Annotated in this window: 11 protein-coding genes and 1 pseudogene; 5 read left to right on the top strand and 7 right to left on the bottom strand. The window is 71.7% G+C overall.

Annotated features, from left to right (window positions below; translation table 11 throughout):
- The first annotated feature begins 83 nt into the window (after positions 1-83).
- Positions 84-926 (top strand): hypothetical protein, encoded by an 843-nt coding sequence (locus ACFVGO_RS08205; RefSeq protein WP_380631130.1) that lies wholly within the window; start codon positions 84-86, stop codon positions 924-926.
- Positions 927-1,086: 160 nt separating this feature from the next.
- Here ACFVGO_RS08205 and ACFVGO_RS08200 read toward each other — a convergent pair whose 3' ends face one another.
- From ACFVGO_RS08200 to ACFVGO_RS08180, 5 genes are all read right to left on the bottom strand, one after another.
- Positions 1,087-1,311 carry a hypothetical protein gene (locus ACFVGO_RS08200; RefSeq protein ID WP_380631129.1) on the bottom strand — a complete coding sequence of 75 codons (225 nt, stop codon included), beginning with the start codon at positions 1,309-1,311 and terminating at the stop codon, positions 1,087-1,089.
- Positions 1,308-2,108, bottom strand: coding sequence for a hypothetical protein (locus ACFVGO_RS08195; protein WP_380631128.1), 801 nt, complete (start codon positions 2,106-2,108; stop codon positions 1,308-1,310). The genes ACFVGO_RS08200 and ACFVGO_RS08195 overlap by 4 nt, the downstream gene beginning before the upstream one ends.
- 500 nt (positions 2,109-2,608) lie before the next feature.
- Positions 2,609-3,676, bottom strand: a complete 1,068-nt coding sequence (locus ACFVGO_RS08190; protein WP_380631127.1) for a protein kinase family protein — start codon at positions 3,674-3,676, stop codon at positions 2,609-2,611.
- 199 nt (positions 3,677-3,875) lie between these two features.
- Positions 3,876-4,352 carry a hypothetical protein gene (locus tag ACFVGO_RS08185; protein ID WP_380631126.1) on the bottom strand — a complete coding sequence of 159 codons (477 nt, stop codon included), beginning with the start codon at positions 4,350-4,352 and terminating at the stop codon, positions 3,876-3,878.
- Positions 4,353-4,497: 145 nt separating this feature from the next.
- A complete protein-coding gene (locus tag ACFVGO_RS08180; RefSeq protein ID WP_380631125.1) occupies positions 4,498-5,178 on the bottom strand; it encodes a TetR/AcrR family transcriptional regulator in 681 nt (226 codons plus the stop codon).
- 100 nt (positions 5,179-5,278) lie between these two features.
- Between ACFVGO_RS08180 and ACFVGO_RS08175 the strand changes: the two genes are divergently transcribed.
- A complete protein-coding gene (locus ACFVGO_RS08175; protein WP_380631124.1) occupies positions 5,279-6,244 on the top strand; it encodes an NAD(P)-dependent alcohol dehydrogenase in 966 nt (321 codons plus the stop codon).
- A 37-nt stretch (positions 6,245-6,281) separates the two neighbouring features.
- Here the strand turns inward: ACFVGO_RS08175 and ACFVGO_RS08170 are convergent, their stop codons facing one another.
- A complete protein-coding gene (locus tag ACFVGO_RS08170) occupies positions 6,282-7,268 on the bottom strand; it encodes a TetR/AcrR family transcriptional regulator C-terminal domain-containing protein (RefSeq protein ID WP_380631123.1) in 987 nt (328 codons plus the stop codon).
- Positions 7,269-7,393: 125 nt separating this feature from the next.
- On the opposite strand from ACFVGO_RS08170, the gene ACFVGO_RS08165 reads away from it, so the two are divergent.
- The gene (locus tag ACFVGO_RS08165) at positions 7,394-8,683 is read left to right on the top strand and encodes an FAD-dependent monooxygenase (RefSeq protein WP_380631122.1); all 1,290 of its coding nucleotides are present in this window, start codon (positions 7,394-7,396) and stop codon (positions 8,681-8,683) included.
- On the opposite strand, the pseudogene ACFVGO_RS08160 reads toward ACFVGO_RS08165, so the two are convergent.
- Positions 8,653-9,243 (bottom strand): annotated as a pseudogene (locus tag ACFVGO_RS08160) (DUF4386 domain-containing protein); the annotation flags it as partial. The gene ACFVGO_RS08165 and the pseudogene ACFVGO_RS08160 sit on opposite strands and share 31 nt — an antisense overlap.
- Positions 9,244-9,350: 107 nt before the next feature.
- On the opposite strand from ACFVGO_RS08160, the gene ACFVGO_RS08155 reads away from it, so the two are divergent.
- Positions 9,351-10,058, top strand: coding sequence for a TetR/AcrR family transcriptional regulator (locus ACFVGO_RS08155; RefSeq protein ID WP_380631121.1), 708 nt, complete (start codon positions 9,351-9,353; stop codon positions 10,056-10,058).
- Positions 10,059-10,372: 314 nt separating this feature from the next.
- On the top strand, positions 10,373-12,586 hold the full coding sequence (locus ACFVGO_RS08150; protein WP_380631120.1) for a glycoside hydrolase domain-containing protein: 2,214 nt from the start codon (positions 10,373-10,375) through the stop codon (positions 12,584-12,586).
- Positions 12,587-12,710: the final 124 nt, after the last annotated feature.

Below are 12,710 nucleotides of genomic sequence, written 5' to 3'. Positions count from 1 at the left end.
AGGCGGCCGGCAAAGAAGTGGTCGCCCGAGGTGCGCAGGAAGTAGCTTGTCCCCGCCCCGCACGCCACCCACGAGGAGTTCTCATGCTCGAAAACATCCAGGGCGTTTCTCCAGAGCGTGCCGCACGACTGGCCTACCTGGTCGAGCGATGCGGGCCGTTGCTGGACCAGGACGAGGGCATGGAACATGTCCAGCGGCTGCTGCGGGACCTCGGGGCCGGGGTCATGGACTCGATCGCCGTCACCCGGGAACTGCTGGGAGTCGGCCTCGGGGAAGCACAGGAGATTGTGCTGTCGAGCGCCGCGCGGACCACCGAGCTGCGGACGCGTCAGCAACTCGTGGACGTGGCGGAGCGAGCGAAGGACGTTGCCGACGGCCTCCTGCAGCTGTCCCGGACCCAAGGGGCCACCAGGATCGTCGCCATCGACGGCACGGGAGGATCCGGCAAGACGACGTTGGCTGCCGCGGTGGCCGGACACCTCGACGGCGCCGTCATCGTCCACGTCGACGACTTCTACCGTCCGATGCCCGACCGCGAGCGGGAGCTGCTCGACGCGGAACAGGGCTACCACCGCTACTTCGACTGGGAACGCCTCCGGGACCAGGTCCTGATCCCGCTGCGGGACGACCGGGCCGCCCGCTATCAGGTCTACGACTGGACCACCGGACAGCTCGGGGCCTGGCGCGAGATCGCTTCCGGAACCGTGGTGATCGTCGAAGGGGTCTACTCCGCCCGCCCGGAGCTGGCCCGCTACTACCACTTCACCGCCTACGTCGACACCCCGCGAGGTGTCTGCCTGCAGCGGGTGCGAGCACGCGGCGAGAACCCCGAGGCGTGGATCAGGCGTTGGCGCGCCGCCGAGGACCACTACGTGCACACCACGTGGCCCCAGACCAGAGCCAAGCTCCTCGTCAGGGGCTACTGAGGCGGGAAGCGCGCATGATCACCGACGCGACAGGAACTGCCGCGGCGGCGCCAACGCGCTGAAGCCGAAGCTTGGATCGGTGAGATCGAAGCTGTGGCGGGCCGAGGGCTGATGTCCCAGGCCCCGGGGTGACGTTCCTTCCCGGGCCCTGGGCGCACCGTCAGCGGTCCCGGCCCCGGAGGGCTCGGACGCCGAGGTCGTAGGCCATGGAGCCGAGGGCCAGGACGATGAGCGGCCACACCAGCGGGGAATCGGGTGGCACGGTGCCGGACAGCAGGGCACCGCCGACCGAGCCGGTACCGGCCACGGCGGTGCAGGTCGGCGCGGCCGGCACGCGCACCAGCAGGCCGCGCTCCGTCTCGGGAGAAACCGGCCGTCGGCTCATCGCGTCACTGTCCCCGCGGCGAGGGCACGCTCGGTGTGACGGGTTCCGAGGCGCTTGAGCTTGCGACGCACCCGCTCGCCGAACTCAGCGGGCAGGCCGACCGCGAGGGCCGCCAGGGCCCAGGTCTCCTCGCCGGCGGCCCAGGCCCGGGTGGTGGCGACCTCGTCAGGGGCCAGGCCCCGAAGGACCGCGAGGAGCCGGCTGTCGGCCAGTTCCGCGCTCAGCGCCTCGGCCTCCGGAGCGCGGCGGTCGACCAGCAGGTCCGCGACGGTGAGGTCCGCACCGATGTGCTGGCCGAGGAGCATCAACCGCCGTCCCTGAGCCTTCCGTTCCCACAGCGGCAGGAAATTGCGGTGCTCCTCGCGAGAGCAGCGCCGCAACAGCGTGATGATCTCGGGGTCCTCGCTCCAGCCCCTGCCCAGTTCCTCCACCCAGTCCCCGAGCAGGGCCGCCTCCACGGCTGCGTGCCACCGATCCGGGTCGGACAGTCCCAGCCAGGTCCGGCTGAATTCATTCACCGTGCCGGTGTTGCCCCTGATGGCGGCGCCGCGGGCTGCGAGCGCGGCCACCAGGGCCTCTCGCTTCGGCGGCTCGCAGGCGAGCGCACCCGTATAGGCGGCGACCTTCAACAGCAAGCCGCCCAACAGCGCTGTCAGCCCGACATCCAGAGAGCTCCGGTCCTCAACGGCAGCTTTCCTTTGCAGAAGCCCGACAATCATGGCTCCCACGAGCCGATAAGGATCCACCTCCTCCTCCAGGAAGGGTCGTTCCCCGACCGTCCCGAGCGACACCTCCACCGACCGCCGCGGCCTCCGGGCAGCACAAACGGGGCTGAGGCCGGGAAGCGCGGAAGGCACGCCTGCCGCCTGTCCTCGAAGGCAGGCCCCGGGGGCGGTCGGCGGGTGGCAGCTAACGCCCTGAGTCGAGGGGATGATGGCCATGCGCGTCTCCAGGTCGGTGTCGAAACATCAAGCTCTTTTACCTACAAGCCCGAGCGGAGGCCGTTCCGGCAAAAAATCTTGAGGATCTCGATGTGATGTGCGACACGGACCTTGGGCACGCCGCAGGCCGACCACACCGGCGGCGACCGGTGACCGACCAGCCGAGCATCCGGTGACGCGCACATCTCTTGCGAAGGACCCGGGCCGCCCACGAAGAACGGTTTTGGATCGACTGACCTTCCCGACCGGGGCGGAGTGTCCAGGCGCTGGAGTCCCGGGGATGCCGTCGGCCTGTGGCTGCGGGCCCGCAGGTCGCCTCCTTGACAAGTCGCGGCCGGGGCCCGCTCCTTCGAATGTCAGCGCGATGTCTCACCGGCGTCTGCGACGCGGTTGAGCTCGGCACCGGGGTACGGCGTCTGCTTGCTTTCCGACAGCAGCCGGCGGTGGAAGCCGTCCAGGACGACGCTGGCCCTGGCATGCCGCTCGACGATCGCGGCGATCTCGGGCGGAACAGCCTCGGGCCTCCGACCCGCGATCCACTTCTGAAGGAACACGTCTGCTTCGATACCGCCCCGGACGCGGTCGACGAGGTGGTGGATCAGATGGCTCGCAGTGCAGTCGCGGTCGTACCCGAGGTGGTCCGAGAGGAACTGCTGCTCGGCTGCTGACAGCTCGAAACCCGAGCTCAGCGCCAGCCCGAAGTCCGCGAAGCAGATCAGCCGGCCGTCGGTCAGCAGGTTGTCGAAGTGGGCGTCGAAGTGCACGAGTCCGTGAGAGCTCATGAATGCCGTGCCCCGCGCCAAAGCATCCTCCACCCACGCGGGAGAGCTGCCGCCGGCCACCGCGGTCGCCCCGTGCTCGCGCAACAAGGTGCGGAGTGTCTGCGGCATGTGTTCCAGGAACAGCACCAGGCTGCGGGAGGATCGGCCGATGGCTTCCAGGCGCTCGCGTACTGCCTGCGAGCCTTCCCAGTGGGCGACCGCTCCGTCGATGCCCCCGAACTCGTCCACGAAGCCCTCGGGAGGAGAGTCGGGCAGGACACGCCAGTGGTACATCAGGGGAAAGCCCTCGTACTCCTTCCCGAGGACCCAGTTGGTGGTCATGATGTGGACGGCCAGCTCCCGCCAGGCACCGAACCCGGCCGAGCCCACTCCGTACTGGTAGAACATCGGCAGCCCGAAGAGGTTCGCCGTGGACCGGACGTTCTCCGGCCGGGTCTCGACGTCCGTCAACGGCACTCTCTTGACGAAGACCCGCGTCCCGTCGATGGCCAGCTCCGCCGACCTGCCGCCGATACCGGATCCGACCGGAGGAGCGGACGCCACGATCTCGCCGAGACGCCGGTCGCTCACCAGGGACAGGCGGGTGGCAATGGTCCCGTAGGCGGCCAGACGTGCGTCGTGCTGACATTCGGAGTGGCGCATCCACGGCTCCTCTGTGCCCCTGAAGCAGGGCGTCGGTGATCGCTCAACAGGGTCGCCGCCATCCGGATCGGGTGAAGTGACACTGCGGTGTCCGGTCACTCCACATGCCAGGGACGACTGTGTTCCCGGACGACAAGTGCGGAGTCTCGACCCTGTCGTGGCCCCGAAGGATCACGGCCGGCGGCGGGACGGTTGCCGGTCATTCCGCCGCTGCCACCACCGGCGCGAACGCGAAGCGGAACCTTTCCACCCCGCGGGGCAGGTCCGCGCTCATCCGATCGTCCGAATCAGCTGCACGTGCCCAGAACACGCTGAGTGTGAAATCGCGTGGCTTTCCTTCGAGTTCGAACTCCAGCGCCACATCGGCAGGACCCGAGAAGAGGGTCCACACGTCGATGCGGCCCGTCCGCGACCTGTACGGAACCCTGGCAAGGAGGCTGAACCCCTCCGGACGCACGGGACGGTCGGTCAACTCAAGGGTCACCTCCGCATAGTGCTCCCGAATCGAACTGCGGACCTTGACCGCCCCGTCGGTCAGTGTGACTCCAGGAGTCCCGTCAGCCAGTGGCAGTTCCAGCCAGCTGCCGTCCTCGGCGAACTCGTCCTCCTCCCACAGCCCGAACTGCGAACGTTCGACTGAGACAAGGCCGGCGGCCTCGGTCCGAATGCTCCGCATGTCGACGATCCTTGCACGACGGCCGCTTTCCGGATGTCGGGTTCGGAAGAACCTCCGGGCACGAGCACGGCGGCGTGCACGGCACCACGGACGGCACCGTGCAGTACGGCCGACGGTCGTGCCCTGCGGCAGGTTCCGTCTCGGGTCAGGCTCTGGTGGGCCGCTGCCCCTGGGGACTGTCCGTTGCGATCGGGAGGCTGCGCAGTGTCAGCGCGGCCGGTGGAGGCAGTGGTTCGTCGGCCGTGCCGGTGCGGAACGACTGGAGCAGATAGGCCACCAGGCGCCGGGAGGCCGCACCGTCATCCGGCAGGGCGGTCACCAGGCCGCCGTGTGCCAACAGGACCACGACGAGGTCGGAAGGGTGGAAGTCGGCCCGCAGCGCGCCCGACGCCTGTGCTCTGCGTACCAGGGTCGTGAAGTCCCGTTCGGCCTGGTGCCGGGACTGCGCGTGTTCCGACGTGCTTTCCGGGAACGCCGTGACGAACGCGGCCGGGAACCCGCGTTCCTCCCGTTGCAGAGCGCAGACCGTCTCGATCAGCTGCTGGAAGCCCTGCCAAGGGTCGGGGGCGGCCAGTGCCTCGGTGAGAGCCCGCGCGCAGGTCTCCATCTGCTGCGCGAACGCGCCCCGCACCAGAGCGTCCCGGGTCGGGAAATGTCGGTACAGCGTCGCCACGCCGACCCCGGCCCGACGGGCCACGGTCGCCATCGGGGCGTCGATCCCGTGCTCCGCGAAGACCGCGCGGGCGGCGACGAGGACGCGCTCCCGGTTGCGCCGGGCGTCCGCCCGCATCCCGTCCCGGGCTGTGATCCGAGAGGATTCCGCCATCACTGTCTCTCGCTTCCGGTCCAAGCGGACGATTGCGTCCACTTGAGAGCTTACGGTCGGTGCCAGATCCCGTACGGCTCCCGGCGGCAGAGGCGGAACGATGAACGACCGCATGATGAAGGCAGTGCTCTACGACCGCTACGGCGGCCCCGATGTGCTCTACACGGGCCGCGTGCCACGCCCCGAGCCGGCCCGCGGCGAGGTCCTCGTGAAGGTGCGCGCGTTCAGCGTCAACGGCGGCGAACTGGCCGTCCGTGCCGGCCGTCTCCGCCTCCTGAGCGGCCGGACATTCCCCAAGCGGGTCGGCTTGGACTTCACCGGCGAGGTCGCCGAACTGGGGGCCGGAGTCACAGGGTTCGCGGCCGGCGAGCGCGTATGGGGGGTCCTGGGCCGCACCTCCGGGTTCGGCAGCGCCGCCGAGTACGTGGCCGTGCCCGCCGAGCGGGTCGGCCGGCTCCCTGACGGTCTTGACCCGGTGGAGGCCGCCGCGCTGCCGGTGGCCACCACGGCCATCACCGCGCTGCGGGACAAAGCCGGGCTGCGCCCCGGCGAACGGCTCCTCGTCCGGGGCGCGGCGGGCGGTGTCGGCAACGCCGCCGTCCAGCTCGGACGGGCGTACGGCGCCGAGGTCACGGCCCTCGCCCGGGCGGCCGGCCTGGACTTCGTCCGCGGGCTCGGCGCGCACGAGGCCGTCGACCACCGGACCGTGCGGCCGGCGGAACTGGGCCGCTTCGACGTGGTCCTGGACACCGCGGGGACCGACCTGCGGGCCTTCCGGCGCCTACTGGATTCCGGCGGGCGCATGGTCACCATCGCCTTCGACCCGAAACGGCCCGCTGCGACGTTCGGCTACCTCGCGGCCAGTACGGTCCACGGACCCGGCCGGGTGCGCTACTTCAGCGGCGACCCCAAGCGGGCGGACTTCGACGACCTCGCCCGCCATGTGGCCGAGGGCAAGCTGAGCCCCGCGGTGGACACGGTCTTCCCCCTGGAGGAGACAGCGGCGGCGCACCGGGCGCTGGAGGCGGGCGGCGTCCGGGGCAAGTACGTGGTCAGGGTCGCGTAGGACCCTGCTGTCCCGTCTCGGCGAGGTTTCACCGGCCTCACTGGAGATTGCCGACCGCGCCGCTCGTCCCGCCGAGGTTCGACCGGTCGCCCGCGGCGGCGATGAGGGCCGCCAAGCCGTCGAGGTGGCGGTCGAGGCCGAAGGTGAACAGGGATTCGGCGGACAGGCCCAGGCCGGGGTCGGCGCGGGCGGCGGTGAACGCCGGGAAGGTGCCGTCCGACAGCAGCGCGGCCATCCGGCCCTCCTGGACCTGCATCCACTGATCGCCGGTGACACCGCTGGCCTGACCCGCCGCCTGCTCCGCCGCGAGGTCGACCGCGCAGCCCCGGACGAATCCGAAGAGCGAGACCGCCGCGTGCATGCGGGTGTCGGCATCGAGGCCGAGGCCCTCCAGCGCCGCCAGGGCCCATTCGATGTGGCGCATGCCGTTCGGTGCGAGCAGCGGCCGGGCGAGGTTCATCGTGGCCGCCAGCCAGGGGTGCTCCTGGTAGAGCCGCCACTGCGCCCGGGCCGAGAGGTCCAGGCAGGACCGCCAGTGCGGCGGGGCCGGGGTCGGCAGCGGCGCCTGCGCGTAGGCCGCGTCGACCATCAGCGCGAGGAGCTGGTCCCGGTTCTGCACGTGCCGGTACAGGGACATGGCCGAGGTGCCGAGTTCGGCGGCCAGCCGCCGCATGGTGAGCGCGGCCACCCCTTCCGCGTCGGCGATCGCGATTCCTGCCAGCACCAGGCGTCGGCGCGCCGCCGACTCCTCCGACGGTCCCTCCGTGCGCCGGTCGGCCGCCCCTCGGGCCGCCCGCGGCGCACGGGGGGCGGCGCAAACCACGGTCCCCACCCCCGGCACCGCCCGGACCAGACCCTCCTGCCGCAGGACCGCCAGCGCCTTGGTCGCCGTGGCCATGGCCACCCCCCACCGCTGCGTGACCGCCCGCGTGGAGGGCACCCGGTCACCCGGACGCAGCTCACCGACCTCGATGCGATGCCGAAGTTCGGCGGCGATCCTCGCGTACGGCGGCAAGGCCGACATGATGCACTCCTTGGTGTACTAGTGCATGAATCCTAGCGCACTAGGGTTCCTTCTCGATCTTCACACTTCACAGGCGAACTTGAGCCTCATACGTTGTACGCACAGACCTGAGAGAGGAACCCGGGATGACCAAGAACACCACCACCACAACCCGCACTGTGCTGATCTCCGGCGCCAGCGTGGCCGGCCCGGCGCTCGCCCACTGGCTGCGCCGCCACGGCTTCGTCCCCACCGTGGTGGAGCGCGCCGAAGCGGTGCGCGAGGGCGGCTACGCGGTGGACTTCCGCGGCGAAGCCCTGGACGTGCTGGACCGGATGGGCCTGCTGGAGCGGATCCGCGAGCTGGACACCGAGATGGGCGACGCGGCGATGGTGGACGCCGAGGGCCGCCAGTACGCGACCCTGCCGGCCGTGATCTTCGCGGGAGACCTGGAGGTCCTCAAGGGCGATCTGACCAGGATGCTGTACGAGGCCACCCGCGACGACGTCGAGTACGTCTTCGGGGACTCCATCGCGAGCCTGACCGAGGACGAGCACGGCGTCGAGGTCACCTTCGAGCGCGGCGCTCCCCGCCGCTTCGACCTGGTCGTCGGCGCCGACGGCCTGCACTCGCGCACCCGGACGCTCACCTTCGGCCCCGAGGAGCAGTTCGTGCGCCACCTCGGCATCTACACCGCCGTCTTCAGTCTGGACAACTACCTCGGCCTGCAGAACACCGGCCGTCTCCACGCCGCCCCGGGCAGGGCCGCCAACATCTTCACCGCCCGCGCCAACAGCGAGGCCCGCGCCGCCTTCCACTTCGCCGCCGGGCATCTGGAGTACGACCGCCACGACCGCGCCGGGCAGCAGCGCCTCATCGCCGAACGCTTCGCGGACGGCGGCTGGGAGATCCCGCGCCTGCTCCAGGAGATGGCGCGGGCATCGGACTTCTTCTTCGACGCCAACGCCCAGGTGGAGATGGACACCTGGTCCAAGGGGCGGGTCGTGCTGCTCGGCGACGCCGGGTACTGCGCCGGCCCGACCTCCGGCCGCGGCACCTCGCAGGCCCTGATCGGCGCGTACATCCTGGCCGGCGAACTCGCCGCCTCCGGTGGTGACCACACGACGGCCTTCGCCGCGTACGAGCGCGAGATGCGCGGCTACGTGACGGAGCACCAGGCCCTGGGTCGCGAGGGCGCAGAGCGGTTCTTCATGCCCGCCCCCACCCAGGGGATTCTGGACATGCTGGCCGCCCAGGCACCTGAGAGCACCCGCACCACCCCGATCCGGCTGCGCGACTACGGCGCATCGCCGTCACCCGTGTCGGCGGCGGTCGTCGGGTTGAATCCCTTGGTGATCAGCCGGAAGGCCAGGCACAGCTCCCAGGCGAAGACCGGAACGGCGGCGAGCATCCCCGGCCCGGAGACCTGCGGGTAGAGGCCGAACAGGACGGCGATCGCGGAGGTGAAGATCAGTGCGCCGCCGACGAGCCCCAGTACGGCGATGAAGCGCGGTATCAGCCGGGAGCGGTACAGCAGGCAGGCGAGCACCGCGGTGTTGGCCCCGCAGATGAAGTTGGGGCCGAGCAGGAACGTCCAGTCGTGGACGGCGACCAGGGCCTTCCCCGCGGTGAGGAGCGCGGCGCTGTCCGCTCCCTGCGGCGGGTGTTGGCGGAGGGTCACCACGGCCAGCAGGCTGACGATGCCGACGGCGATGACGGCGGCTTCCAGGGTGCGCAGGCCGAGGTACCCGACGGCGAGGCCTTCGCCGTGCCGGCGGGCGACGGGGTACATCGCGAATGCGGTGCCGACGATGCCGATGGTGAGGAGCACCTCGAACAGGGCGCCCAGGAGCACTCGGGTGTCCGGGCCGGCGCCGAGCACGTAGTCGGCGGTCTTCAGGATCGGGCCGTACAGGACGAGCCCGCCGATCGAGGTGACGTGGGTGACGAGGAAGCACGTGCCCGTCGCTGTCGCGAGGGTTCTCGGTGAGGCCACTTGGGGCTCCTTCGGCCGTGGAGGCGGGAAGAGGTGTACGCCGTACACCTCACGGCGGGACGGTATGGTGTACCCCGTACACCTGTCAAGGGGGATCGGTGAGGACCATGGCCAAGCAGGCAGACGCCCAACAGGCGGCCACCGAGCGGAGGAAGCCGCTCAACCGGGACCGCGTGCTGCGCGCCGCCGTCGCCCGCGCCGACCAGTCCGGGATCGAGGCGCTGAGCATGCGCAGCCTCGCCCAGGAACTGGGCGTCGTGCCGATGGCCCTCTACAAGCACGTGGCCAACAAGGAGCAGCTCCTCGACGGCATGGTCGAACTCGTCGTCGGGGAGATCGACCCCCCGGCCGACGGCCCCGACTGGAGGAGCGCGATCCGCGAGCGCGTCCTGTCGGCCCGGCGGGCGCTGCTGCGCCACCCGTGGGCCCTGCGCGTCATCGAGTCCCGCGGCACCCCCACCCCCGCCGTGCTGGACTACCTGGACTCCGTGATCGGCACGTTCCGCGGGGGCGGCCTCTCCGTCGACCTGACCCACCACGCGATGCACGCGCTGGGCAGTCGCGTCTGGGGCTTCACCCAGGAGCTGTTCCCGGCTTCTCCGGGAGACGAGCCCGGGGAGCAGGCCGCCGCGCTCCAGGCGATGGCGGCCAGGTACCCGCACATCGCCGAGATCGCCATGGCCCGGGCCCACGACGGCGCGTCGGTCGTCGGCAGCGGCTGCGACGACCAGTTCGAGTTCGAGTTCGCCCTCGACCTCCTCCTCGACGGCTTCGCGCGGCTCCACGAGCGCGGATGGAGCTCCGGGCGGGCCTGAGCGGGCCGGGGGAAACCGGGCGACTCCCGCGCGCCCGATCGCCTGGAGCGGGCGCGCCCCCCAGGCGGCCGCTCACCGCCCGTCGTCGGTTCCGGACCGGACGACGACGCCCTCGTCCGGACCGTGGCCCGGAGCCGGTCGGACCGTGCCGGGACCAGCGGCTGACGGCCGGCCGGACTGACGGACAGTCGGCTGACGGGAGGGGCCTGTGGCGGCACCCGTCGAAGGCGTGGATATCGTGGCCGACGCCGCGCGGCCGACTCCTCGGCGTGCGGTCTTTCGTCACGTCAGGAGAGAACTGGGTGAAGTCCCCAATGACAGCGCTCCGGAGCGCCGCGGCCGTCGTGGCGGCCGTGCTGATGGCGGCGCCCGCCGCCGCAGGCTCCGCCGCCGCAGCTCCCGCCGCAAGCCCGGACACCAAGGCGGTGACGTACCAGGGCCGCGTCTTCCAGGTGCCTTCGGCCTGGCCGGTGGTGGACCTGGCCGCGGACCCGCAGGCCTGCGTCCGCTTCGACCAGCACGCGGTGTACCTCGGCCACCCGGGCGAGCAGCAGGCCTGCCCGCCGCGGTTGACCGGCCGCACGGAGGCCCTGCTGGTCGAGCCCGCCGAGGGCGCGGCGCCGGACCGGGAGGGCTCCAACCCGGTCGCGCAGACGGTCCGGGCGACCGACGGCGTCGTCGCGGTGACCGGGACGTACGACACGGACCAGCCGCTGGTGCGGCGGATCATCACCGGCGCCGGGCTCACCCCCGCGCCGACGCACCGACCGCAGCCGGCGCCCGCCGGGCCCGGGACGACCGCCGCCCCGAAGTCCGCCGGCACCGCCGCCCCGAAGTCCACCGCTGCCGCGCCGTCCGGCCAGGCCATGGCCGCAGTCGCCGCACCGGCTGCTTCGGCCGCGGCGGCGTCGGTTCCCGCGTCGGCGACGAACTACACCGGCAAGGGCTTCGACGCCTGTACGGCGCCCTCCGGCGCCGCGATGAACGCGTGGATGGCCTCCTCCCCGTACCGGGCGGTCGGCGTCTACATCGGCGGTGTCAGGCGGGCCTGCGCCCAGCCGAACCTGACGGCCTCCTGGGTCCAGCAGCAGCAGGCCGCGGGCTGGGCCTTCATGCCGATGTACGTCGGCGTGCAGGCCCCGAAGATCAGCTACCCCGCCACCGAGGGCGCCAACGCCGCCGACGACGCGGTGAGCCAGGCCCAGGCCCTCGGCTTCGGCCCCGGCACGATCCTCTACTACGACATGGAGGCGTACACCACCCCGCAGTACTCGGCCGCGGTGCTCGCCTTCCTCACCGCCTGGACCAACGAACTGCACGCCTGGGGCTACAACTCCGGCGTCTACAGCAGCTCCTCGTCCGGCATGAAGGACCTGGCCGCGAACGCCGGCAACAGCGCCTACGCCATGCCCGACGCCGTCTTCAGCGCCAACTGGAACGGCAAGGAGGACACCGCCGACCCGTCGATACCGGCCGGCTACTGGAACAACCACCAGCGCGCCCACCAGTACGCCTCGCCGCAGAACCCGGAGACCTGGGGCGGCTACGCGATCGCGATCGACCAGGACTACCTGGACATCCAGCTCACCGCCGCCCCGCCGTCCCAGTCCTCCGCGTTCTTCCTCGGCGTGCGCCAGAGCTCGGGCGCCTGGCCCGGCTTCAGCCCGCTGACGGGCGGCGCGGGCGTGTTCCGCGGCTCGGAGGCCGCGATCACCGGGCTGCCGGGCGGCTCCTCGCAGGAGCTGGGCATCGGCCTGGACGGCCGGCTCTACCACGGGGTCCGCGCCTCGAACGGCAGTTGGAGCGGCTTCGCCGGGGTGCCCGACGACGGCACGCCGGCCACCCAGGCCCGCCGGACCGGCATCGCGGGCATGCCGGACGGCTCCTCGCAGGTGGTGACCGTCGGCAGCGACGGCAACGTCTACCACCGGATCCGCTCGGCCGACGGCAACTGGTCCGGCTACGGGGCACTCCCCGGGGTCGGCACCCCGACCATGGGGGCCGCGGACATCGCCATCGCCGGCCTGCCCGACGGGTCCGCCCAGGTCCTGGCGATCGGCAACGACGGGAACGTCTACCACGAGACCCGCTTCTCCAACGGCAGTTGGAGCGGCTTCGCCCCGCTCCCGGGTGTGAACAGCTCGCGGATGGCGGCCTCGCGGGTGGCCATCACGGGGCTGTCGGACGGCTCCTCGCAGGTCCTGGTGATCGGCGGCGACGTGAACATCTACCACGAGGCCCGCTTCGCCGACGGCAACTGGTCCGGCTTCGCCGCGCTTCCCGGCAGCGGCACGCCCACCATGGCCGCGCGGGCGGTCGGCATCGCCGGTCTGCCGGACGGTTCGTCCCAGGTGGCGGTGATCGGCAACGACGGCAACCTCTACCACGAGACCCGCTTCACCAGCGGCGCCTGGTCCGGCTTCGCCGCGGTCCAGGGCGCGTACGGCGCGAGCACCTTCCCGGCCCAGCGCGCCGCCATCGCGGGCCTGCCGGACGGCTCCAGCCAGCTGGTGGCCACCCGGAGCTGACCCGGGAACATCCCACCACCGCACCACCCCGGCGGCACCACCCCCCGCACAGCCCCCGGGGGGGGGGGACCGGCCAATCCTCCCCCCCGCCCGGTTTCCCCGACACCCACTCCAGCGGGGGGTT

It is taken from the genome of Kitasatospora sp. NPDC057738, from assembly GCF_042798815.1.
Taxonomy (GTDB): Bacteria; Actinomycetota; Actinomycetes; order Streptomycetales; family Streptomycetaceae; genus Kitasatospora; species Kitasatospora lactacystinica.
Note: the sequence above shows the minus strand (reverse complement) of the source record. Positions and strands in the feature narration are given on the sequence as shown.

Coding starts and splice junctions, on each gene's coding strand:
- ACFVGO_RS08165 (WP_380631122.1), top strand. CDS start 7,394: ATGACCAAGAACACCACCACCACAACCCGCACTGTGCTGATCTCCGGC.
- ACFVGO_RS08170 (WP_380631123.1), bottom strand. CDS start 7,268: ATGTCGGCCTTGCCGCCGTACGCGAGGATCGCCGCCGAACTTCGGCAT.
- ACFVGO_RS08190 (WP_380631127.1), bottom strand. CDS start 3,676: ATGCGCCACTCCGAATGTCAGCACGACGCACGTCTGGCCGCCTACGGG.
- ACFVGO_RS08155 (WP_380631121.1), top strand. CDS start 9,351: ATGGCCAAGCAGGCAGACGCCCAACAGGCGGCCACCGAGCGGAGGAAG.
- ACFVGO_RS08205 (WP_380631130.1), top strand. CDS start 84: ATGCTCGAAAACATCCAGGGCGTTTCTCCAGAGCGTGCCGCACGACTG.
- ACFVGO_RS08150 (WP_380631120.1), top strand. CDS start 10,373: ATGACAGCGCTCCGGAGCGCCGCGGCCGTCGTGGCGGCCGTGCTGATG.
- ACFVGO_RS08180 (WP_380631125.1), bottom strand. CDS start 5,178: ATGGCGGAATCCTCTCGGATCACAGCCCGGGACGGGATGCGGGCGGAC.
- ACFVGO_RS08200 (WP_380631129.1), bottom strand. CDS start 1,311: ATGAGCCGACGGCCGGTTTCTCCCGAGACGGAGCGCGGCCTGCTGGTG.
- ACFVGO_RS08185 (WP_380631126.1), bottom strand. CDS start 4,352: ATGCGGAGCATTCGGACCGAGGCCGCCGGCCTTGTCTCAGTCGAACGT.
- ACFVGO_RS08175 (WP_380631124.1), top strand. CDS start 5,279: ATGAACGACCGCATGATGAAGGCAGTGCTCTACGACCGCTACGGCGGC.